Source organism: Chryseobacterium sp. StRB126 (assembly GCF_000829375.1).
In the GTDB taxonomy this organism is placed as follows: Bacteria; Bacteroidota; Bacteroidia; order Flavobacteriales; family Weeksellaceae; genus Chryseobacterium.
Genome location: NZ_AP014624.1, coordinates 1652641 through 1676010, shown reverse-complemented (window position 1 = coordinate 1676010; position 23370 = coordinate 1652641). Strand labels below are relative to the sequence as shown.

The window sequence follows — 23370 nt, the reverse complement described above, 5'->3', positions numbered from 1 at the left end:
GTTATTTAATTTGATTATAACTGTCAGATTAAGTCTTGACTAATTCATATAAGTAAATAAAATCTGAAGTTTTATCTTCTAAAAATATTTGTGATTCTTTTGTGTTCCATTTAATTGTGAATGCAGAAACATCATAATCCATATATTTCCAATATTCACTTACGTTATTTGTTTCATTTCCACTCATTTTTATTAATTTTAGAATTTCCTTGTCCATTTTTAACTATTGATTTTAAGGATTTACAATCAATATCTTTTCCATCAATTATATATTTTAATTTTCCAAATATATTTGTCAAAAGAATTATTACTGTCTACTTCTAGTTTTAGATTTTTGAACTTTTTTCATTCTAATTTATTTTTACAATATTTTAGTTTGTAAGGCTCAATACTAATTATAATCATATTAAATAAAAAATCATTTTGATTAGGCTAAAGCAGTTTCTTATAAAAATTATAAATTCATTTAGGCAATGTAGTAAGTGTATTAATGAGATTTTCTATTATTTAAATCAAACTTTAATTCTACTCACAACCACACGATTGCATCGTGTGGCTTTTACTTTCATTTATATGAATATTTTTAAAGCATTTTTAATCATATTTATGTTTTTAAAATATTTGATTTATAATATTAAGCCATTCGAAAAGGAATTGTTACATCTGATAGTTTTATAACTGAGCTCAAACTAAATTATCTCAAATAATACCTGGTCTCTCAAAAGATCAAGCAATATCTATCTTAAAACATGCATTTTCTAGAAAATCATCTGTTCTATTTGGTGTAATAAAATAGGAGGCAATTATATTCCAACAAGTGATTTAGATGTTGGATTTGGCCAATTAACAAGTTCTCAGGCAGGAAAAATAATAAAATCAAATAATGCTATTTTTGATGCCGGAAAAACTGAAGGATGATTAAAAATGGAAACGACTAAAATAATTCCAGGTAATGAAACAAAAGTATTGAAAGAATTACAACTCCTGAAGATTTTTTCAGAGATCTGGTATCAGATCAGCAGATGAGGCAAAAGCAGGTGAGGCATATGGTCCATCAGGATCTATTACAGTTGAACCAGACGGAAATATTTTTAAAAAGCATATAAATAAACCAAATAAATATTAAATAAATTAAAGACAAATAACATGCAAGTATACATTAATAACCAAAAAACTAATTCTCAACATTTATTCTATGATGAACATTACTATGAGAAATATATTGAAGGCAAAGAAATATATCAATTTGATATAAATATTGAGCTAGATACTTTCAATAAAATAATACAACCCAAGTACGAAGAATTGTTGAATGAATTAATAGAAGATGATAAACAAACCGGTGAAAACTATGCCTTAGAATTATTTGAAAACCTTACCGAATATCCTTCTTATGAAGATATTCTGAATGACACAAAAATTGGAATGAAAGAAAAAATGAGCTATCTTAATGCTTTTTTTATATCACAAATTTTGAATATCTATTTTAATCAGAAAAGTAACTTTGATAATAAACGTTGGGTAATAAGGGAAGTTTTGTATCTAAATCAAAAAGAAAATAATGTTATAATTAAAGGTAATGCCCAAAAAATAGATTAATTATAGTACAAACAAGTTATTCTATTCTTAATATTATCAATAAATTGTATCGAGGTTAGCTCATTTTTGAGCTAACCTTATTTTTCATATAAACAAAATCAAATATGACTAAAAATTAAAATAAATGCAGAAATAGAAAAGGATGGAGAATCATTCTTGTTCTATGTAAATATATTTAATATATCCGAAGAGACATTAAAGCTAAATCTGTCTAATAATACGGGTGGGCTTGTAAGAGAAATAGGTCATTTATATGATAAAAACAAGGATCGATTACATAAAGGTGTAAGCTATATGATTCCTATAGATGATGTTAACAATCTAATTTCAATTGAAACAGGAGAATCCGCTCAGTTTATATTAAAATCGAAACTTGAAGAAATAGAGAATGGCCAGTTTCTCGATTTTAAAGGAGCCAATTTTAATGTCAAACAAGATGAAACCTATTATTTTCAAATAGAATATCTTGGTGCAAAATCAGATATGGTGCCTTTCAATATTGATTAAAACACTCAATTTTGAAGAATCATTAAACAAAGATGATTATACAACGATAAAGTAATTCATCATGATCAAAAAAAACGAAATAACCAGACAAAAATTTGTTGATGGCGATGAACAAGAATGCCTGAAAGAAATTTTTGAAATTGAAAATCAGATTAATTGATTTTTACAACAGTCCACAACCATCCTTCCGGAAACCTGACACCTTCACGTGAGGACATCAATATTACACAGAAAATATTGTCCACTCATTAAAAGAAACTACTGAAATTGATCCAATCATTACAGATATCCCTAAATAAGAATTCAATTATGAAATGTTTAGTTTTTATTTAATAATGTTGATGTACTTCCTAAAGAACCCTTTTAAAATAAGGGTTCTTTTTAATATGAGAAAAATTTGAAACTTTACGTTTTAAGAATACACTTAATAGAAAATCAGATAAACGGAAAAGATACTATAACCAATATGCCTTAACAGAAAATGTGATTATGTAACCACTCTAAATATGCTTTACTCTTTCCTATTTTTTAAAGCAGCTCGAAATTTTGGTAGTGGAAAAAGATAATGTCTGAAATTGATATTATAAAGACCAGATCGTATACTTTTATAATCCGTAAAAAAATATTTAATTATCATCCCCCATTTTTTTAAAACCGGAGCCTTTGCAATTTCATAACTACGAAACATTCTTTTAACGTGAATTTTTATATCTTCAGAAACATTATCTTCATTTTGCAGCCAAGAATCTACTTCCTTCCATAATAATGATCTTGAAAACGCCGGATTAACCTCATGATTGTCAACCCTCGTTATTCTGTTATGCTCATGCACTCCTCTCATGGCAACAGCTTCATCAATAATTCCTGGATAAAGATCCAAATAATATGATAAACGAAAAAAAAACTCTGTATCTTCATGCAATAACAAAGTCTTAAATAAAGTCTCCATTTTCAACAATGATTCTTTCCGGATTGTAAGAGTATCAATAGTAAAAAGTCCAAAAGTTCCAAGCATATTAAGTTGTCCCCGAAAAACATCTTTTGGTTTATGTTTTCTATAAACTGTAGTTAAGCGGTCTCCGAATAGCTGATAATACTGTTTTTTCGCTTTTTCAGAATAATAATGTACTCCAAGTGCACCATATACCCCATCAATATTAGGGTTTTTAAAAAGTTCTTTTTCAGCACTAAATCTATTAGAAAGAAAATAATCATCTGCATCTAGAAATGCTATAAAATCACCTGTCGATTTTTGAATTCCCAAATTTCTACTTTGTCCCGCCCCATGATTTTTTTCATCTGGATGTTGATAAAGCTTCACTTTTTCATATTTTGCTGCTATTTCCTTACAAACTTTTAAAGCATTATCAGGTGAATTATCTTCAATAAGTATAATCTCATAAACTTCTTCAAGCTGTAAAACAGAATTTACTGCAATTGTAATATACTTTTCTGCATTGTAAACTGGAATAATAACGGAAATTTTCATTTTATTCAATTCGTTTTTTCGTAGCGACGCATTTTGAATCGGTAGCTAGTTACATGTCCTTTAGCCAGCACAAGTATTAACCCGATAAAAAGAGAAACCAAAGCATTGCCTTTGTTCCACTCTTCCGATCATTTTAATGTCATTCATTTTAGCTATTCCTACCGCAAGTTTAGTAAATTGCAATCTTTAATATTTCCTAGCTAACAATAAATTCAATAAAAAAGTACCCGTCCAGTTACTAGTATTACTAAGGCCAGTGTTTCCAACAAAGTCAAGACGGGCAACAGAAACAGTAAGCCTGGTTCTTCCACCAGTTCCATTATTGACAAGACTTACAAATGATCCTGCAAATACATCAGGAAAACTCGAGTTATTTCCTGATGTTAAAATAGGATACATATTGGTAACATTAAAAGGTGTTCCCTGATATTCATATACAATGGTCATTCTACTTGTTTTGAAATAGCTGACTGTAAATTCATAAGCTACTGATTTCTTGCTAATAACCCACCAATTATCAGTTCCTGAACCTGTATCAAAACTTGTATTCGTATGGTTATCCCAGTCAGGAGTTACCCCACCAATGCCATGAGGTGGAATTAAAAGTTGCGCTCCATAAATCTCTACATTACTAGGCTTTGGGAGAACGGTAAAAGACAAATCCCATGTCCCTCCTGTTGTATTACTGTTGTTTACTACTTCAACGTAAGCACCTACAGGAATTACCAAAGAAGTTACTGGTGTATTATCAATTCGCAACGTATTACTGTTTGAAGCTTGAAGTGTAATAGTAGAAGAAGAGATATTCTTAATTTTATAAATTCTTCCTGTATAACTTTGAGCTCCCATTCCAACAACCGGAAGCGTAAATACTGTATTTGAAGCTCCATTATACGTTATATAGTGATCAGTTGCCAAAATATTATAGGCAGCCGTTATTATTTCCTTATAATCAGCTTCTAAAGATCCATTGATTGATAAAGTACTGTTTGGAGTGATGGTATTAATACCTACTTGCCCGGAATAATATGCTCCAAAAACACATAAGGTCATTTGTAAAATTCTTTTATTCATTGTCTGTAATTTATTTTCATCAAAAGTATTTATAAACCATCCAATTGAAGTGATTTTCAAGCTGTCAAAACCTATCGAAAAGCTCTCATATTCAATCAAAATTTACTATAAGTCTCTTTTAAAGTCTTTTTTAAAAAAAAGGACCAAAATTCAACGTTCCAGCCCAAAAATATTGACGTAACAACAACTGACAACCTTTGTTATCTATAGAAAACAAAACAGAAACCCTGCAGAGTGTATTAATGGGCAGATTTTTTATGCTTCTTGTTTTGATCATTTCCCACATATTACAAAAGCTTTCAACGGTCTTTATTTATAGTCTCATACAGATTTTGAATTTACATTTGTATCAAAAAACACTTATGAAAATTATTGTAGTAGTATTTGGTAGCTTCGGTGCATATTAACAAACAGGAAGCGAAGGGATTAATTCTATAACTCCAAACTCATCAACAATTTTAGACCTCAACATATCTAATAAGAATTATCGGTTCAAAGAATTTCCTTACAGAATGACCAGATATAACAACCGTTGAATCACCCGCTAAAGGGCTCGCCATCTATAACACAATACTAGCTTAGTAAATGGCGAAGCTTCTATACCATAGAGCTCCCACAGTGGACGGACTGCTTTTGTACCCCTTAATAAAAGCAATTATCAATTAGATTGTGTATTCTATAATAGCACCAACAGCTGTTAATAAATCTTTTTCAGGATTTACCTCTACTACTTTTATTAACAGTATTAATCTTGGATTAGGAGTAACTGCTATTATTCCTGCCCAAACGACTGCGTTATCATTGTAAAATATTCAACACCCATAGCTGCATGGATTTTGAGTGGATATATAGGAATGTGTTTCTTAAAGATGGAGCAGAGACTCCCAGTGGATCAAGAAAATAGACAATTTATCAAATTGTTGGAAATGGTTACTATACTACGCTGAGTGTGGTACAACCTATACTGAACCTATTACAAATAATACAACATCACCATAACAGATAATATACAGCCTTAATGGCTACATTGATAAAATTGCAGGAACACAACCTACTACTTTTATTTTTAATATGTTCTGATACAGGAGCCAACTTCAATTGGGAGAAAGGAGCAATATCAGCACAAGTCCTTAAAAATCCCTATAAATATTATTATGGTGATGATATACTTAAGTGTACCAAAGCTAATGCACATCAAAAATGTATTCAATAAATCTTTCACCTAATCAATCTTTAAAATTTGCGTTATATTAAAAAGTATATTTTAGTACACTAAAGTATACTTTTTGCTTTTAAATACTTCAAAGATCTATTTTCTTGAAAAAAGTAAAACCATACCTAATGCGGAAAGAATAACTCCCTTACTCCATTTCGTAATATTCCAGAACTTAGGATTTTTAACATATTTCGTTAATCTACCTGATAATATAGAGATTATATAAAAAACAAAAAAAACTTGCAGCGCAAAAATGATACCTAAAATGAACATTTGTACAGTAATATTAAATCCTGTTTTAGTTATAAACTGAGGTAAGAATGCAATAAAAAATAACGCAACTTTAGGATTTAAAGCATTCATTAAAAAGCCTTTTTTTATAAGATAAGAAACATCTTCATTATCATTCTCTTTTTTCATGAAATTTAATTCACTTTTTTTTTCTTTAAAAGAAAGAAAAGCCAAATAAAACAGATAAGCAGCCCCTATAAATTTAATAACTGTAAAAGCCATCGCAGATTTTTGAATTATTATAGACAAACCGGTAGCTGCCGCCGTAGTGTGAACCAAGACCCCCAAAGACATCCCCAATGAGATGGCTATACCATTATTTTTACCTTTTGTAATACTTTCGGTTAAGACGAATATGTTATCAGGTCCTGGCATTAGAGATAACAATACTGATGCACATAGAAAAGAAACTAACAATTGTATTTCCATTTTATTATTATTTATTAAATTTTTATCCAAAGTCCCAAATTGGATCAAATTCGGCATTTCAATTTTCGTAAAATGATCATCATCATTTCATTTACACACCTAGGGTTACAAAAATATTAATTACAACAGACAAAACAGAGAGTCAAATACTAGCGATAGCTATCATCTTCAAGAAGAAATTTCATCGTTAATCATCATGGAACACCAAAAAAAATTAAGCTAGAAAGAGCCCAAAATGATAGTTTTAAATAAGTATTGACAGTTAATATTTCATCCATTTTAAAGACAGCTGTTATACATTTGTAAAAATTAAAAATAAAAAGGTATGAAGAAATGTACTCTTAATCTTGAATGTATTTTGTACTTATTATTTACATGCACAAAATGGTAATGTAGGGATTAATACTACTAACATATACGATGGTTCGTGTTGGTTGTACCTATATTGAAATGGCTACTAACAATACTTCATCCCCCATAACAATAACTTACAATCTTAATGGTTACATAGAAAAAACTTTTGGTACCAGAGCTTCCACACCTGTTTTATTTAAAATGTTGAAACGAGTACCCGATCCTATAATTTTAATTGAAGAAAAGGAAAAACATCGACACAGGTTTCAGAAAAGCACTCTAATACTCATCACAATTACTTAAATAATAATGACCCTCGATTTAAAAAACATTCACATTGGAATTCTCATCAAGCAAAGGATTGAAGAGGTGAAGATGAATATTGATCGTATTTGCAAATACATGAATTATACGGAACAAGAACTAACAATAGCTCTTGATGAAAAAAATTTGACCAGCGACATTATTTTAAAATTCAGTATTTTACTTGAGTATGATTTTTTCAGAATTTATTCTCATTATTTAATACTGTACTCTCCCCCTGCCAAAAACAATAAAGAAGTCACCGCAAAATCTTCATTGCCACAATTTAGAAAAAACCTTTATACACAAGAAATTATATATTTTATTCTTGATCTCATAAATTCAGGAAAAAAAAGTAAACAGCAAGTAATTGATGAATATAGAATTCCAAAAACGACACTGTATAAATGGATTAGTAAGTATAATAACAAAGTCAGTTAGAATATTATTTAGATTGCATTCTATCTAAAGGGGTGGTGTCCAAAAAATATTACTGGATTTACTAAACAGATTAGATAAAGATGAGTTTGAAATTGCTATCTTATTAAATATACATCAAGGAGGCCTGAAAAATGATATACAATCCCATGTAAAATTATTTTAAAAAAACAGAAGAAAAAGAAGAATTTTCTTCAAATAAAGTAATTCTTTTACTACAATTATATTTAGACGTGTGAAACTCAAAAAATATGAATTTTCCCTTTTTTATTAAAAAGAAAGTTAAGTTTTATTCCTGATACAGAAATTGCTTTTATGCATTCAAGCCTACAAGATCTGGTTAAAAGTCCTTTTAAACATTCTAAAAAAATAAATTGGTTTTATTCAGATATTCGCTTTTTTAAATCAAAAAAACTGGTCAATAAAACCCATAATCAAAGAAAGGCATATGACATTACTATTTTTGTTTCTAAAACAACTATACAAATTACAGAAATTTATTCAAAAATGATTATCGATAATGCAATATGCATTTGTAATATGTTTGATTATCCATCGATTGGATTAAAGGCACATGAGCCTATTTTTAATGTTGATTCATTACAATGCAAAAAAAACATATTTGTATCCGCTGGAAGATTGTTTTTTAGTACAGATGTAGGAGGAATAAGAGAAATGTTAATTCACAATGAAACAGGTTTAATTGTAAGCTGTTCCAAAAAAGGCTTAAAAGAGGCAATGAAAAAATTTATTTTAAGTGAAGGATTAACAAATTATATAAAGCATAATCAAAGAGAAATTGATTTCGATCTTCATAATAAAAATATCATTCAAAAAATACAATACAGAATATCCTATCGTAGGCAGCCATTACTAATGGATATATAATTATTGTTTCATACTTTATCAATATGTATAAAAAATAATTAACTTTATCATAAAATAATATCTGTATTAGAAAGTACTGTATTCCAGATTTATTATAGTCAGCATCCCATTTTATTTTTAATAATCCGTGAAAACTAATTTTTTTTTCATCGTACTTGTATTCTGTAGTGTTACATTTTATTCTCAGGAAAGCACTCCGCAACAGAAAGATATTGATATTATGATAAATATCGTAAAAGATAAAAATATATATGTTGATAAAGGAAGCAAAGAGGTCTTACGAATTTGTACGGAAATTTATTATCGGTCTAAAGAGATTGATTACCTTAAGGGAATGATTGAAGCCAATTTAAAAATGGCAGAAGTATATCTTAATGAACAGGACTATAAAAGTGCATTAGAAAAAATTATAGCTGGTAAAAATTTAGCTCAACAAGAGAATGACTTTTATTCATTATCTTTATTCTTCATACAGGAAGGAACTGTATATTCTGAATCCGGTTATCCAAAAAAGTCCAAGGAAGCTATTGAAAGCTCTTTAAATCTTCTAAAGGAGATACCTGACAATAGGGCTCACCTGATAAAATCCCTTGCTTATAGAATTCAAGCTACAAACAGCAAAATTAATCAAACAGATTCCGTATTGACATATTTATATAAGGGTTATTCTGAAATAAAAAAATTAAATAATGATAATCCCTATAAAAATCAGTTCTTAGGATTTTTTGCAAAGGAAATAGGACAAGAATATTATGCAAAACATGATTATTCAAAATCAGAGGCTTATTTGAATGATTTTAAAAAGGCAATGGATCATGAAAAAGATCAATCAGATTTCATATACTATTATACAATTAAGGGAAATATAGAAAATAAAAAAGGAAACTATTTAAAAGCTCTCGAGTATTTTGATAAATCAATAACACTTATTCGCGAGTATAAGATTTATAATCTCATGCTCAAAGAAATATATTCTGGAAAAGCAGAATCTTATTCTGGGCTTCATAATTATAAAAACCAAACTCTATATGCTATAAAAGCTCAAAAAATAACAGATAGTATTAATAAAATTGACAAAAAAATACTGGATAATACAACTGATATAAAAGACAAAATTGATATGACTACAGTAGATAATCATAAGAAAAACAAATATCTTGTTGGAGCATTAATCCTCATCACAGGGACAGTATTTTATATATTCTATACACTCCGTAAAAAAAATATAAAAAAAGAGCTTCAGAATATTGAAGAACCTGAGCATTCCGATACGATCTTCAGTAAGAATAAAAAGCCTGAAACAGAAGTTGAGAATCTAAAGGAACTTATAAAATTAGCAAAAAGCAATGATGAATCTTTTTTTACCAGATTCTCGGAAGTATTCCCTGATTTCAATCAACAATTACTACAAATAAATCCTCAATTGATCCGATCTGATCTGGAATATTGTGCACTTATCAAATTGAAATTTGATACAAAGGAAATAGCACGATATAAAAAAGTATCCATCAATTCTGTAGTGAGCAAAAAATACAGAATAAGGAAAAAATTGAATATCTCTACTGATGAAAACATCTACACATGGATGTTGAATATTGTATAACTCTTTTTAATTTCCAGAAAATGAAAATTATTTTTTTCTTAATAATATTATTCTTGGGAAATAATACTCTTTACTCCCAAGATAAAATTAAGCTGCAGAAAAGTATTGATAGTCTTGTAATAGTTCTCCATAATAAGGATTTCATTACCAAGTATGGATATAATGGAGTTCTTAAGATATGTACTGAAATTTATAACCAATCAAAAAGTATTGGTTATGATAAAGGAACAGTGAATGGAATTCTTGGAATGGTTGGGGTTTATATTGAACAACAAAATTTTGAGAAGGCTTTAAAAATCCTTCCGGAAGGATTAGCCATATCTGAAAAAGCAGAAGATTATAGCATGTGGTCCAATTTACTTTTAATGGAAGGAACTACCTTCGCAGGACTAGGATATGATAAAAAATCAAGAAAATCTCTAAATAAAGCTTTATATATAATAGATCATTTTCATGTAGAAAAAGATAAATATTTCATTAAATCCAGTGTATATAATATTATAGCATTAAACATGCGTGAGAACTCCAGATCTTCTGCAGATTCCATTCGTTTTTACCTCCAAAAAGCATACAATGAATCTAAAAAAATTGAGAAAAAGAAACCTGATGATATTCTTAGGATAGCAGCGTTCACATTGAATCTTGCGTTAGCGTGCATTGATCAAAATAAACTTACTGAAGCTGAAAAATACCTGCATGAGTTTGAAGGATGGATGAAATATGAAAACAACAAATCATATTTTATTTTTTTTTACGAATATAAAGGGAAAATAGAAAACAAAAAACGAAATTACGAAAAAGCATTAAGATATTTTAACAAGTCTATACAATTCATTCATGAATATGACGTTTTTTCACAAGAATTGAAAGAGATATATAATGGAGTTTCAGAATCATATCTGGGGCTAAAAGATTATAAAAACCAAGCTTTATATCTTTCAAAAGTACAGAAAATTACTGACAGTATTTCTGCTGTTGAAAAGAAAACTCTGGATAATACAATTTCAAAACAAGGTAAAACAGAAAATAATACCAATGATAAAACCAATTACATCATATCTACAGTTTTATTTTTTATGTCTATATGCACAACGATTTTTTTTGTCTTTAATAAAAAATACAGGGATCGTACTAACCAAAAAAATAGAATCCTTACTGTAAAAGAAATAAACTTGCCAGAACAGAAAAAACAAGATATAGACATTAAAAATCTAAAAGAACTTATTGAACTGGCTAAGAGTAATGATAAGTCTTTTCATTTAAAGTTTTCTGAAGCATTTTCTACATTCAATCAACGTCTCCTTGAAATCAACCCTCAACTAACTTATTCAGACCTAGAATATTGCGCCCTTATCAAATTGAAATTTGATACAAAGGAAATAGCAACCTTTAAAAATATTTCTATAAGTTCCGTAGTAAGTAAAAAATACAGAATAAGAAAGAAACTGAATATATCTACGGATGAAAATATGTATATCTGGATGTTAAATATCGATTGAAAAATACTAAAACTATCACTTAGAATATTATAAAATAGTTCTACAATTATTTATATCAATTATAAAAATATAATTATTTTTTAACATTGTTGAAATTGTTCTTCCGAAGAGACAACATCCTAGTCAATTCTTGTACAATCTTTCTTCCAAGAGGTCTTTAGATAATGGACATAGAAAAGCATTTATAAACTATTAAAAGATAAATAATAATATTTTTGATAACCATAACAGCTATGAAGGTAATTTCACAGCTGTTTTTTTATTTTCTCATATTCATGAATGATCCACTGTGTTTAAAAGTTTTTTTTTCAAAGACTACCACAAAAAGATTCTGTGTTATAATACTAATTAATCTAAACTAATTAATCTAAGTTGGGTTAAATAATACTAATTCTAGAGATAAAAAGTCACACATCTAACTTTTTGACTCTAACAATAAATACTATGCTAATAAAATTAAAAGTTTCATCCAAGAGAATAGTTGTACACTGTTATTACAGTTTATGTCTTCAGTAAAAGATACAACAAAAAAACAAGTATATCCCGATATTTGAATTAGTCAAGACTTAATCTGACAGTTATAATCAAATTAAATAACTTTAAAACAGATTAAGTATTATGACAACACAACAAAAAATCATCAAAAACAAGTTAGGTGTACTTGAATTAGCACAACATTTAGGAAATGTATCCAAAGCTTGTAAAGTAATGGGCTATTCCCGAGACAGTTTTTATCGATTCAAAGAACTGTATGAGCAAGGAGGTGAATTAGCATTACAGGAAATCTCCAGAAGAAAGCCAGTATTAAAGAATCGTGTAGATGAAGTTATTGAAAAGGCTGTTGTTGATATAGCCATTGAAAACCCTGCTTTGGGGCAGCTTAGAGTGAGTAATGAACTTAAAAAGAAAGGGTTGATCGTATCCCCAGGCGGGGTCAGAGGTATTTGGTTAAGACACGATCTACATACGTTTAAACTAAGATTAAAAGCCTTGGAAGCCAAATCCGCTCAAGATGGTATAGTCCTTACTGAATCTCAACTTTCAGCACTAGAAAGAGCCAAGGAGGAGAAAAAAGCTCATGGAGAAATTGAAACTCATCATCCTGGATATTTAGGAGCTCAAGACACTTATTATGTAGGCAATATCAAAGGAGTTGGACATATTTATCAGCAAACTTTTATTGACACGTATTCTAAAGTAGTATTTGCAAAGCTATATGACCGTAAAAATGCTCTTATTGCTGCTGACATGCTTAATGATCAGGTAGTTCCGTTCTTTGAGCAACAGGAACTTCGTTTACTCAGAATTTTAACAGACAGAGGAACGGAATACTGTGGAATAAGAGAACAGCATGAATACCAGCTTTATTTAGCCATTGAAGATATTGATCACACGAAGACCAAGGCTAAAAGCCCTCAGACCAACGGCATTTGTGAACGTTTTCACAGGACAATACAGGAAGAGTTTTATGCCATAGCTTTCAGAAAGAAAATTTACAGAAGTATTGAAGAGCTGCAATTAGACTTAAACAGCTGGCTGTCGTATTACAATAATGAAAGAACGCATACAGGAAAACATTGTTACGGTAAAACACCGATGCAGACGTTTTTGGATAGTAAACCTATTGCAAAAGAGAAATTATTGGAAACTCTTGCAGAGGAACAAAAAATCCTTACTTTTGGAAGTAAGGATAATATTGGATAACTGACAATTATTTTTAAACCCTAACTGTCAGATCAAGTTGTGGCTATTACACGATATTACATGTGGAGTAACTTTCAATATTTCCCACTTTATAGCTGTCTGCTATCAAGATGACAGGTTTTGCTAGTTTTCGATATGCCTTTATATTATTAAAGGCGAAACTAAGAAATAACTTTGTACCGGAATCAAATCATCAATTGAAATAATTGCTGGAATTCACTCTATTATCATTTATAATTTAAACACTATAGTGGTAAATATAAACTATTATTAATAGATGTTTCGATTCTATTAACTCAAATGTTATCATTTTTTGACGTGACAGGAAGGGTATTCCCTCATATCCTTCCTATTTCAAATCAAAATTACAAGAAAAAGTTTGATATAATGTGCCTACATTCCAATGACAAATTATATGCAAATAATAGTTATTGCTTTATGATAAACAAATGATTAGTTAACTATATAATAACAATATAAAAATTATATGATGAAAAAAAAACATTATCTTTTATTTTGTCTTCTGGCGATAAAAGGGTATACCCAAGTGGCTATCTCCACAAACCCCAGCGATCATGATCCACATCCAAATGCAATCCTGGATGTAAAATCGACAACTCCAGCCAAGGCCGTTCTACTGCCTTCAGTATCTCAAATAAGCAATGCTGTTAATCCCGTTGGAGATAATACCTTTAATGGAGCATTGGTATATAGCAAAAACAACGCATCCATATATGAACATGATGGTACACGGTGGCGCAGTACATATGATTATGTGGTAGAAACCAAACCGCAGTATTTGGCTCATTTTTCTGCACCAAATACAATGCCTGCCATATCTTGTACTGCTTACATTCCTCTTTCTTGTAATACAGAAGTCGTTTTGCCTCTAGTCAATACAAACTCTGCAGATTTCACAGGTAATCTTATCAATTTATCTTTATCTAATAATACAATTACAATAAATGAAACAGGATTATATAGGGTTACTTACAGGGCTAATGCTATTTTTGATGGGGTTAATCCATCAAATACCAACCCTCTAGTTTCTGATCTGCAGATGAGATTGCAAAAAGCTAACGCAGCAACTCCCACAGCGTTTAGTGTAATTGATTACCAATCCTCTCCCAATGATACTGCATATAATCCAGTATTCAATGGTTCAATTGTTTTAAAAATGAATGTTGGAGATAAAATTCGTTTGACTGGGTACATTCAGTCTAACACCAATGGAATTCAAGTTTTTGGTATGAATGTTTCGGCACATATTCAAAATAATGCTGAAGTCGTTTTTGAAAAAATAGTGCTCTAATAATAAAAACATATAAAATGAAAACAAAAATATACAGCATTCTCCTTATTTTACAGCTGGGAACTGCAGCTTCTGCGCAGATTCTTTTATCAAAAACCGGAGGAAGCCCTCACCCTAATGCTTTATTGGATATAAAAGATTCCTCAAAAGGTGTTATTTTTTCCAAAGCAGCTGACATCATTAATTTTCCTTTATATAATTCAAGTACTGAAGACCATTTCGACGACTTACCAGCTCTGGAAGGTTCTATTTTATATAATCAAACAGATAAGCAATATTACAAGTATGACGGAACAACCTGGGTTCCCGCTATTCAGCTTGGGGGATTTTTTAATCCTTATGAAACACGAAGACAAGCAGGCGGATCAATAAGTTGGACATGCAGTTCATTAACTGGATGTGAGCCCAAAAAAACGATTCCTTTATCAGGAACAGATAACAGATCCCAGCTCCTGGTTAATAATCTTAATCTTACAACGGGAGCAGACTATGTAACCATACCCGTCGCAGGATTGTATTATATTTCAGCAACTATAGGATTTGTTGGCAACAGCGTATTAGGTAGCGGATCTGTAACCTACAATGTAAACATGGATGTGAGCTATGATAATGGAGCAAGCTGGGTAACATTAGCCTTCAAGAGCACCAATCAAAACGCAGGTCTTTTTATTGATGTCGGACAGAATGGTAATAAAAGTGCCACTGTATCTACTACAGCTACTTTACCAGCAAATGCAAGGATCAGGTTGGCAGGAACTATGCTAACAATTGCAGCTGTTAGTGGCTATAGTAATTCCGCTAATCATGCAGATACTTTCATAAATATACAGAGATTAAAATAATTCTAACAAACACTCTACGATGAAAACATATATATTACTAACAATAAGCTTACTTGGATGCAATCTCCTAAAAGCACAGGTTATTATGGGCGGAGGAAGCTTAAAAACCTCTTACACCCAATTAGAGCTGCAGAATACCACCGGTCAGAAGGTATTGATCCAGCCTGCAGCAAATAATAATACTACATTGCCTAAATACAATGCATCGCAGGCAGATAACTATGATGATGATCCAAGCATGCAGGGTATGTTGATGTACGATAAAAATGCAGCAGTATCAAAAGTTTATGATGGCTCGACATGGAAACAGGCATTCATTGCTCAGGTCAAAGCTACTACATGGACACGTGCAAAAATTGACGCAGGCACCGCCGGTTGTATATCGCTCTTCTGTAATTCTGGAAATCTGTCTTTATCCATTCCAACTAATTCACCTACTATAGAATTTGCAGATTATTTATCAACCCTTCCATCACCATCAACTACATTCTTTAAAATAAGACAGAAAGGATTGTATAGAGTCAATTTTAATTTGCAGTATACGGCCGCTAATCTCGGTTTTTCTGGAGTTAAAATCAATGTTGTAATTATGGTAAATAATGTAGAGAAATCTTACATGTCAGCCAATACTGGGTTTATAAGCGGTGGAACTTATTTAGCTGCTGCAGATACGGTGCTGTTTCTGGATGTCAATGATACCGTGAATTTCAGAGTTTCATTTAATCCCGGTGGGTTATCTATTGCGAGTTTTACTTTCGGGGGTACTCCAGAAAGTAATGTAAGCTTAGAAAGAATATTATAAATATCAGGCATTCCCAATGAATAACCCCGACTACAAGAAGATATTTCAGGATATCATTCAATATCAATACCCCGAGAAAGCAAAGATTTGTGAAAACATTTTGAGTAAGGAAAGTTTAACTGGAATGGATGTTATTACCCTTAACAATATCATTTTCGGTGAACCAACAAGTTTGGAATTTAAAAAATTAAACCAAAGACATCGTTCTTATGATAAACAATCAATACAACAAATATTAAATTATCAAAATAGACACCATCTTAACAATACTCAAATTGCACTAAAATATAATCTTAGCAGAAATACTGTTGCAAAATGGAAAAAGCTTAACTTAACTATAGAACTCAAATAATTTTTTTCATCACGCATCATCCATGCGTAAAATGTATTTTTTATAGCCTTTCAAATAGTGGAAGGCTATTTTTAATTGGATTATCTTTTAGATTATGATGATTAGCTCTTTCGGGAAACAATTTAAAACAACAAAACCTCTGTAAAGATATTCTATAGCAGTTTTATTTTAAGCTTCTAACCTTGTGGAAAGTAAGGAATTTGTTAATGTTAAATTGAACTTTGTATCCTTTCCTACATGAAATTCAATAAAAATGGAATTATTTAACATTGTCACCATTATTTTAACAATCTTTCTGCCATGCCAAAAAGGAAAAGCAATTCATTTTAATAACGGAATGATCCAAAATTATTTGCTGTACATATTTAAATGATAAATTTCAATAAAATTTACGATTTCAAAAACTAAAAGAAATTACTTGATTAACACAGGATTTGCAATTCTTCTTTAATCTGGCTCAAGCGAATCAAATCATCGACAAAAGTGTTTGAAGATACGCTCGTCTTGGTCACATGACAGGATTATTTAATTCTATAATTCTTTCCAAATCTTCTACTAAATGTTTCGATATTTCTTCGGTTATGGGTACAAAAAACCTCTGAAATCATTTGATTTTCAGAGGTTTTTGATTTTTAGGGAATCAAAAGGGAGACTATTATTTTCTATTATTTAATTTATATAGTATAATAGCACTTTTAAGATGAGTATAATCCTTTTGCTCATTGTAAGAAAAAAGAATTTCTTGTTTTGACAATTTAGCTACAATATTATTAAAAAAACTTGGAGAATAGTCTTGATAATATTTTACAAACTTCTCAATAGCCTCAAAAGATTGAAAATAATATTCTTTTGAATTCATATAAATTTTCCAAGAACTAAACCGATAGTATCTACCATGCCCACCTTCTTTTATTATTGGCATTAAATTCTCTTCAATAAGGAAGTTAAATATATCAAACATCTTTACATCAAAAATATATTCAATTAAATCTGCTTTTATATATGTTAAATTACTGAATTTTGCTTGACAAGTTCTATGATTACCTCCACCAGTAAAATAAAGATCTCCATATCTTATATAGTAAATCCCACTTCTAGTAAAATTTTCTGTTTCAGTAAAACTTAAAAAATTATTTACATTATAATAATCACTAAAACGTTTCATGTTGTATAGTAGATCTATCCATCTTCTTCCTATATAACTCACATGAGTTGTCCCAACTATTTTTTCAATTGGAACTAAATAATCTTTAATTTCTCTTTCTGAATTGTAAAATTTATAATTTTCAATATCTTCTACACTTCTAAGCCTCTCATAACACCAATCTTTTATTTCAAAATTTGGATTAAACTTTTTAACATTCTCTAGGCATTCCATATAAATATTTATTTAAAATTATGACCAGATCCTTTATCAAGATAATTTATACTGATAAATTTAAAATCCAGATTTCAAAAAAACGGCATGAATCCTTTTTCCCCGTCTTGAATACTATTAACATATTGCTCGTTTTATATAATTAATTGTATAAACCTGTATTTTTATAGGTTTGAAGATTAATTTATATTAATTCTTCATGTTGGTTTCCAAAGATCCATAGGTAAACTTCCCTGTTTTTCAGGCCAACTAAAATTATTAAATTTCGTTTGTTAAACCTTATGAAAAAGAGTAATTTTTCATAAGTTCAGATTATCAAGATTATCTGAAAAAAATTAAGGGAAACAGTGAATGAGATTTGTCTTGAACATGGCATCAGCCAGCAGGCATTTTAAAAATAGAAGAGTATATACAGCGGTTTGGATGTTCAGAAGTTCTCAACATGAAAGAACGGGAAAAGAAGCTCTCTATCAGTACAAAAAAATTATAGCAGAGCTTACGCTGGAAGATACAGTGATGAAAAATGTAATCACAAAAGGATGGTTAATGAGGATGATAAAATTCGTGAGAATTTGGTTTTGCTTGCAGATCAGCATCAGACCTGGGGGTTTTAGACAATACATCACCGATTGATAAATCTGGGTTCGGTTGAAATCATATGCGGTTTACAGGATCTACAGGTCCAGGGTAAAGAGACCTTTGCTTCGGCTTTTTTATTCGATAATGTTTTTTACTTTTATTTCTTTACAATTTACATAATAACTGTTGTTTATCTGATCGTTTTTCTCATTCTCACCCATTTATTTTTTTTCATCAACACAACTGATACAGTTGACAGATTCTTACACATTTTAGGCGATTTTGATTTAGCAAAAATAGAAAAACAACCTTCGGGTTGTTTTTCTGTTTTCCATTTTCTATTGTAGAGAGTTGAAAATCAATTATTATAGTTTAAAAAATATGAAATCAGCATATCTGATACTTTATTTTACTTATCTTTTAATTACTTTCACTGTTTTTACATTTCTATTATCTAAATTTATTTTTACCATATAAACTCCTGATATCAATCCTGAAACATCAACTGTTGCTATTTTATTGTTGATCACTTTGGTCAGGATCAATTGTCCTGCAGTATTCAAAATTGTTACTGAGATAATTTTTTGATCAGAAGATACATTTAAAATATCATTTACAGGACTTGGGAAAACTTTTAAATTATTTGCTGAAGATATAACTTCTTCAACTGCCAGATTACTTACAGGACATGTAAGAGATACAAACGAAGAACTATTTGCTGTAGAACCATTACCTAATTGCCCTGTTCCATTTAAACCACAGCTAGAAATAGAGCTATCATAATTTAATAAGAAAGTATGATCAAATCCTGTTATAGCCTTTTGATGATTGTTTGAATTGGTCACTGTAATCGTGTTTTTACTAGTGGTTGTTCCATCACCTAATTGACCAAAGGTATTGATACCGCAGAACCACATATTCCCATAAGAAGTAGTTCCTACAGTATGATTAGAACCGGCACTAATGCTTTGAACACCGTCATACACAGGAGTAGGTACTGACTTAGAGGTATTGGTACCATTACCAAGTTGTCCATAAAGATTTTTACCCCAAGTATAAAGTACCCCATTTGTTTTTAATCCTACGGAATGAAAACCTCCAGCAGCAACCTCCTGCCAATCAGTTTCGGTTCCTATTTGCAAGGCAGTAAATCTAGTAGCTGTAGTGCCGTCTCCTACCTGACCGTCTGAACTGGTTCCCCATGCCCAAAGTGTTCCATCAGTTTTAGTAGCCAGCGTATGTACCGATCCTAGATCAACACTACGCCAGTTAGTAGCTGTTCCTACCTGATAAGGAGTCGAGCGGTTGTTAGTTGTTCCATCTCCAAACTGAGCATTCCCATTATAGCCCCAAGCCCATAGCGTTCCATTGGTTTTAATGGCTAGTGTATTTACATCCCCGGCACAAACGCTCTGCCAGTTAGTGTCTGAAGTTATCTGGCCAGGGAAAATTCGACCGTTGGTTGTTCCGTCACCTAATCGGCTATTTCCATTAATTCCCCATCCCCAAAGCGTTCCATTGTTTTTAATAGCCATACTATGAAATGTGCCCGCGCTCACACTTTGCCAGTCATTTGCCGTTCCAATTTGTACCGGAGTTGTTTTTGCCGTGCTTGTTCCATCGCCCAATTGACCAAAATCATTGGCACCCCAAGCCCAAAGTGTTCCGTCTGATTTTATTCCAAGAGAATGACTCATACCTGTACTTACCATTTTCCAACAACCTGTAGGAAGTGTTGTAAAATTTCCTCCCGAAACCCAGTTGCTTTTTGTTCCGTTACAACTAGAACGAACCCAATAAAAATAAGTAGTTGAAGGTGATAATGAATTTGATAAAGCAATTGCAGGACCAGTTGTTGAGTGAGTTGCAGCTGTTCCACTTACAGGTGCTGTATTTACTGCAGATAAATATACTTCATAATTAGTAGGAGCAGCTGCTGGCGGATACCAATTAAGGCTGCAAGAATTTGAAGTTATATTAGATACTGATAAATTACTAGGAACTCCACAAGTAACTAGCCCCATACATTGAATATATCTTATTCTATTTGTATTTTGTGTGCCACAAGAGGCATTGGTATTTATATGATATCTAACAACTCCTGAATAAGTACCCGAAACCCAGTTTAGAGGTGTGGTACCTGATGCTAGAACCATATTTCCTAAAGCATTGGTTACTGTAATATAATCCGAGGAATTCGAACTAAAAAAAGTATATTGTGTATTAGAAACTACATTTACGTTTGAATATTCACCAGCATAAGCATCGGCAACAATTTGCTGCGGGCTACCAGTACAGGTTGGGGTAAAAGTAGCATTTGGATATAAACCATGCGTTGCCCCATTACAAGTTAAAGCAGCAAGTGTAGTAAAACTCCCACCATAAACCCAAGCACTTTTTGTTCCATTACAATTAGATCTTATCCAATAATAATAAGTTGTCGCTGCCGAAATTCCATTCAATACTCCCGCACCTGCCGATGTGGTTGTTGCAGAAGGTGTTGTAGTGCTTGTTGGGGCAGTATTGGATGTAATAATATAAATATCATAATTTGTTGGCGCTGTTGCTGGTGCTGTCCAGCTCAATCTGCAAGAATTCGATGTAATATTAGAAACCGATAATTGTGAAGGTACACCACAATTTACAGTTGTTGCGCATTGAATATATTTAGTTCTGTTTGTGTTTTGTGATCCACAGTTAGAATTACTATGTAAATAATAGCGTATCCCACCTGTATTTGTACCTGAAGACCAGCTTAATGGTGTTGGGCCACTTGCTAAAACTGAAGTTCCTGCACTATTGGTAATTGTTATAAAATCGGTTCCCACAGAAGAAGAGAACACATATTGTTGGTTGGCAGTAATATTTACATTAGAATATTGTCCTGCAAAAGCACTAGAAGTAATAGTCTCCGCACTACCAGTGCATGAAGGCGTAAAAGCAGCATCTGGATACAAACCATAAATAGCTCCATTACAACTTAATGATTGGTTTGCTGTGAAAGAGCCACCTGAAGCCCAGCTGCTTTTTTCTGTACCACAATTAGATCGAATCCAATAATAATAGGTAACACCCGCTGTTAAACCATTAATGTCTTTCGTTGTAGTAGTATTGGTATGTGTAGCTGTGCTATTGACTGTTGGAGCCGTATTTGTAGTGACCATATAAATTTCATAACCACTACTTGGTACATTCGTTGGAGCAGCCCAAGACATTCTTATAGAATTGGAAGTAATGTTGGCTACTGCCAAATTAGATGGAGGTATACAAGTAACAGATGTTGTAATACAATTTACATATTTATTACGCGGATTTGTTGTAGTCATACCGTAACCACATTGGGCATTGTCATGAGAATAAAAACGAACAACTCCAGAAGTAGAGCCCGAATTCCAATTTACAGGATTTGTACCACTTGCCAAAACAACCGTTCCTAAAGCGTTAGTAATGGTAATAAAATCGGTACCATAATTGGTTTTAAATTGATACTGAGTGTTTGGAACAACAGCTATATTGGAAAAACTACCACTTTTTACATTCGTGGCAAAAAAATCATCACTCCCTGTACAGTTTGGTGTAATGGTAGCTGAAGGATAAATGCCATTATAGGCACTATTACATAACAGTGAAGAAATTGTTGTAAAAGTCCCACCATATATCCAAGCACTTTTTTGATAATCACAATCAGAACGCAACCAGTAATGATAGGTAGTATCTGGGTTTAAATCATTAACAAAAAGCGAATTTGTTGTAGAAGTAAATACGGGTACTGTTGCACCTGGCGTGGCAGATGAAGTACTCACATAAGCTTGATAGCCAAAAGCAGGTGCTGTGGCAGGCGTAGTATAATTGATTGTGCATGATACTGGTGAAATATTCGAAACACCTGTTGGTGTCACATCTAAACACGCCTGAGCCGTAACCCAAGTTACTTTTCTTGTTCGTACAAACTGATTGGTGGTTTGGCATTGTGCATTTTGATGAATGTAATACCGAACCGCCTGATTATAAGCTGAAACAAAACTTACAGGGGTAACCCCAGAGGCAATTACTTGCGTACCGGTGTCATTGGTAATTGTTATATAATCAGTAGATACCGATGTGGAAAAAGTATAATACTTTGATGGTTCAATATGTACATTGGTATATTGGCCGGTTCTTGCATCGGAGTTGATCGTGTTCGAGCCAGCTGCACCAGTCGCTTGATGAATCCCAGCAGGATATTGAATCCCTGTTGTGCACTGAGCTGAAATTTTTGATGCTATGAGAAAAAGCATCAAAAGTAAGGATAGGGTAATTTTCTTCCTCATCTTAATAAAAGTTTATAATGGTTATTTAGTTCTATATTTTTTATAGTGGCCAAATATAGAGTATATTTTGGGGAATTTTTGAAATTTGAGATTTGAGATTTGCTTTCATTGCAAATAGTATCAGACATTTTGAAAATTACATTATTATCTGATCTATCTTCACCTCTTGGAAATAAAATTTTCGATATACCATTTCTTATACATTCAGGAAAACATTTCATATATACAATCGTGTTGATAGCAAGTCTGAACATTTTAGACAGCGTAATAGATTGTATATCCTGTTGTTTTTTAAGGTATAATTTGCGGCTCATAAAAGCACAAACTGAAGAAATGACTATCCCAACAAATGTGATTAGAGATAAAGTCTTAGGCAGAATCATGAAAATTAAAGTTATCAT

Annotated in this window: 20 protein-coding genes; 14 read left to right on the top strand and 6 right to left on the bottom strand. The window is 31.4% G+C overall.

Features of this window, described 5'->3' with window-relative positions; translation table 11 throughout:
• Positions 1–28: 28 nt before the first annotated feature.
• On the bottom strand, positions 29–217 hold the full coding sequence (locus CHSO_RS07605; protein ID WP_045494411.1) for a hypothetical protein: 189 nt from the start codon (positions 215–217) through the stop codon (positions 29–31).
• Between the two features lie 929 nt (positions 218–1146).
• Between CHSO_RS07605 and CHSO_RS07600 the strand changes: the two genes are divergently transcribed.
• The 3 genes from CHSO_RS07600 (at position 1147) to CHSO_RS25320 (ending at position 2358) form a co-directional block, all read left to right on the top strand.
• Positions 1147–1599: a hypothetical protein gene (locus CHSO_RS07600; protein ID WP_045494408.1), complete on the top strand. Its 453-nt coding sequence runs from the start codon at positions 1147–1149 to the stop codon at positions 1597–1599.
• Positions 1600–1893: 294 nt separating this feature from the next.
• Positions 1894–2106 carry a hypothetical protein gene (locus tag CHSO_RS25580; RefSeq protein ID WP_144428873.1) on the top strand — a complete coding sequence of 71 codons (213 nt, stop codon included), beginning with the start codon at positions 1894–1896 and terminating at the stop codon, positions 2104–2106.
• Between the two features lie 156 nt (positions 2107–2262).
• Positions 2263–2358, top strand: a complete 96-nt coding sequence (locus CHSO_RS25320) for a JAB domain-containing protein (RefSeq protein WP_084220945.1) — start codon at positions 2263–2265, stop codon at positions 2356–2358.
• A 259-nt stretch (positions 2359–2617) separates the two neighbouring features.
• On the opposite strand, the gene CHSO_RS07590 is transcribed toward CHSO_RS25320, so the two are convergent.
• Both CHSO_RS07590 and CHSO_RS26090 read right to left on the bottom strand, forming a co-directional pair.
• Positions 2618–3595, bottom strand: a complete 978-nt coding sequence (locus CHSO_RS07590; protein ID WP_045494402.1) for a glycosyltransferase family 2 protein — start codon at positions 3593–3595, stop codon at positions 2618–2620.
• Between the two features lie 186 nt (positions 3596–3781).
• Positions 3782–4669: a hypothetical protein gene (locus CHSO_RS26090; protein ID WP_185114276.1), complete on the bottom strand. Its 888-nt coding sequence runs from the start codon at positions 4667–4669 to the stop codon at positions 3782–3784.
• A gap of 669 nt (positions 4670–5338) precedes the next feature.
• On the opposite strand from CHSO_RS26090, the gene CHSO_RS25895 reads away from it, so the two are divergent.
• The gene (locus CHSO_RS25895) at positions 5339–5476 is read left to right on the top strand and encodes a hypothetical protein (RefSeq protein ID WP_171817619.1); all 138 of its coding nucleotides are present in this window, start codon (positions 5339–5341) and stop codon (positions 5474–5476) included.
• A gap of 502 nt (positions 5477–5978) precedes the next feature.
• On the opposite strand, the gene CHSO_RS07580 is transcribed toward CHSO_RS25895, so the two are convergent.
• Entirely contained in the window at positions 5979–6662 is a 684-nt protein-coding gene (locus CHSO_RS07580) for a LysE family translocator (RefSeq protein ID WP_052480522.1), read from the bottom strand.
• A gap of 606 nt (positions 6663–7268) precedes the next feature.
• Between CHSO_RS07580 and CHSO_RS07575 the strand changes: the two genes are divergently transcribed.
• The 9 genes from CHSO_RS07575 (at position 7269) to CHSO_RS07535 (ending at position 16702) form a co-directional block, all read left to right on the top strand.
• Positions 7269–7703 (top strand): transposase, encoded by a 435-nt coding sequence (locus CHSO_RS07575; protein WP_045494395.1) that lies wholly within the window; start codon positions 7269–7271, stop codon positions 7701–7703.
• 312 nt (positions 7704–8015) lie between these two features.
• Positions 8016–8588, top strand: coding sequence for a hypothetical protein (locus CHSO_RS07570; protein WP_045494392.1), 573 nt, complete (start codon positions 8016–8018; stop codon positions 8586–8588).
• A 220-nt stretch (positions 8589–8808) separates the two neighbouring features.
• Complete coding sequence (locus CHSO_RS07565; protein ID WP_144428872.1) at positions 8809–10191, top strand: tetratricopeptide repeat protein; 1383 nt, start codon at positions 8809–8811, stop codon at positions 10189–10191.
• A gap of 20 nt (positions 10192–10211) precedes the next feature.
• Positions 10212–11690 carry a hypothetical protein gene (locus CHSO_RS07560; RefSeq protein WP_144428871.1) on the top strand — a complete coding sequence of 493 codons (1479 nt, stop codon included), beginning with the start codon at positions 10212–10214 and terminating at the stop codon, positions 11688–11690.
• Positions 11691–12308: 618 nt separating this feature from the next.
• Positions 12309–13394: an IS481 family transposase gene (locus CHSO_RS07555; RefSeq protein WP_045492331.1), complete on the top strand. Its 1086-nt coding sequence runs from the start codon at positions 12309–12311 to the stop codon at positions 13392–13394.
• A 487-nt stretch (positions 13395–13881) separates the two neighbouring features.
• Positions 13882–14706: a hypothetical protein gene (locus tag CHSO_RS07550; protein WP_045494383.1), complete on the top strand. Its 825-nt coding sequence runs from the start codon at positions 13882–13884 to the stop codon at positions 14704–14706.
• A gap of 17 nt (positions 14707–14723) precedes the next feature.
• Complete coding sequence (locus CHSO_RS07545; RefSeq protein WP_045494372.1) at positions 14724–15548, top strand: hypothetical protein; 825 nt, start codon at positions 14724–14726, stop codon at positions 15546–15548.
• Between the two features lie 19 nt (positions 15549–15567).
• Positions 15568–16350, top strand: a complete 783-nt coding sequence (locus tag CHSO_RS07540) for a hypothetical protein (protein WP_144428870.1) — start codon at positions 15568–15570, stop codon at positions 16348–16350.
• Positions 16351–16366: 16 nt separating this feature from the next.
• Positions 16367–16702: a hypothetical protein gene (locus CHSO_RS07535; RefSeq protein WP_045494366.1), complete on the top strand. Its 336-nt coding sequence runs from the start codon at positions 16367–16369 to the stop codon at positions 16700–16702.
• A gap of 655 nt (positions 16703–17357) precedes the next feature.
• Here CHSO_RS07535 and CHSO_RS07530 read toward each other — a convergent pair.
• Positions 17358–18080: a hypothetical protein gene (locus CHSO_RS07530; protein ID WP_045494363.1), complete on the bottom strand. Its 723-nt coding sequence runs from the start codon at positions 18078–18080 to the stop codon at positions 17358–17360.
• Between the two features lie 351 nt (positions 18081–18431).
• On the opposite strand from CHSO_RS07530, the gene CHSO_RS07525 reads away from it, so the two are divergent.
• Positions 18432–18713, top strand: coding sequence for a hypothetical protein (locus tag CHSO_RS07525; RefSeq protein WP_144428869.1), 282 nt, complete (start codon positions 18432–18434; stop codon positions 18711–18713).
• 359 nt (positions 18714–19072) lie between these two features.
• On the opposite strand, the gene CHSO_RS24935 is transcribed toward CHSO_RS07525, so the two are convergent.
• Positions 19073–22969 carry a fibronectin type III domain-containing protein gene (locus CHSO_RS24935; protein WP_052480521.1) on the bottom strand — a complete coding sequence of 1299 codons (3897 nt, stop codon included), beginning with the start codon at positions 22967–22969 and terminating at the stop codon, positions 19073–19075.
• Between the last annotated feature and the right edge of the window lie 401 nt (positions 22970–23370).

Bases quoted from the DNA above. Each gene is read 5' to 3' on its own strand.
- CHSO_RS07565 (WP_144428872.1), top strand. From the start codon at position 8,809: ATGATAAATATCGTAAAAGATAAAAATATATATGTTGATAAAGGAAGC.
- CHSO_RS07590 (WP_045494402.1), bottom strand. From the start codon at position 3,595: ATGAAAATTTCCGTTATTATTCCAGTTTACAATGCAGAAAAGTATATT.
- CHSO_RS07530 (WP_045494363.1), bottom strand. From the start codon at position 18,080: ATGGAATGCCTAGAGAATGTTAAAAAGTTTAATCCAAATTTTGAAATA.
- CHSO_RS07580 (WP_052480522.1), bottom strand. From the start codon at position 6,662: ATGCCGAATTTGATCCAATTTGGGACTTTGGATAAAAATTTAATAAAT.
- CHSO_RS26090 (WP_185114276.1), bottom strand. From the start codon at position 4,669: ATGAATAAAAGAATTTTACAAATGACCTTATGTGTTTTTGGAGCATAT.
- CHSO_RS07550 (WP_045494383.1), top strand. From the start codon at position 13,882: ATGATGAAAAAAAAACATTATCTTTTATTTTGTCTTCTGGCGATAAAA.
- CHSO_RS24935 (WP_052480521.1), bottom strand. From the start codon at position 22,969: ATGAGGAAGAAAATTACCCTATCCTTACTTTTGATGCTTTTTCTCATA.
- CHSO_RS07570 (WP_045494392.1), top strand. From the start codon at position 8,016: ATGCATTCAAGCCTACAAGATCTGGTTAAAAGTCCTTTTAAACATTCT.
- CHSO_RS07555 (WP_045492331.1), top strand. From the start codon at position 12,309: ATGACAACACAACAAAAAATCATCAAAAACAAGTTAGGTGTACTTGAA.
- CHSO_RS25580 (WP_144428873.1), top strand. From the start codon at position 1,894: ATGATTCCTATAGATGATGTTAACAATCTAATTTCAATTGAAACAGGA.
- CHSO_RS07535 (WP_045494366.1), top strand. From the start codon at position 16,367: ATGAATAACCCCGACTACAAGAAGATATTTCAGGATATCATTCAATAT.
- CHSO_RS07545 (WP_045494372.1), top strand. From the start codon at position 14,724: ATGAAAACAAAAATATACAGCATTCTCCTTATTTTACAGCTGGGAACT.
- CHSO_RS07540 (WP_144428870.1), top strand. From the start codon at position 15,568: ATGAAAACATATATATTACTAACAATAAGCTTACTTGGATGCAATCTC.
- CHSO_RS07605 (WP_045494411.1), bottom strand. From the start codon at position 217: ATGGACAAGGAAATTCTAAAATTAATAAAAATGAGTGGAAATGAAACA.
- CHSO_RS07575 (WP_045494395.1), top strand. From the start codon at position 7,269: ATGACCCTCGATTTAAAAAACATTCACATTGGAATTCTCATCAAGCAA.
- CHSO_RS07525 (WP_144428869.1), top strand. From the start codon at position 18,432: ATGAGATTTGTCTTGAACATGGCATCAGCCAGCAGGCATTTTAAAAAT.
- CHSO_RS07600 (WP_045494408.1), top strand. From the start codon at position 1,147: ATGCAAGTATACATTAATAACCAAAAAACTAATTCTCAACATTTATTC.
- CHSO_RS07560 (WP_144428871.1), top strand. From the start codon at position 10,212: ATGAAAATTATTTTTTTCTTAATAATATTATTCTTGGGAAATAATACT.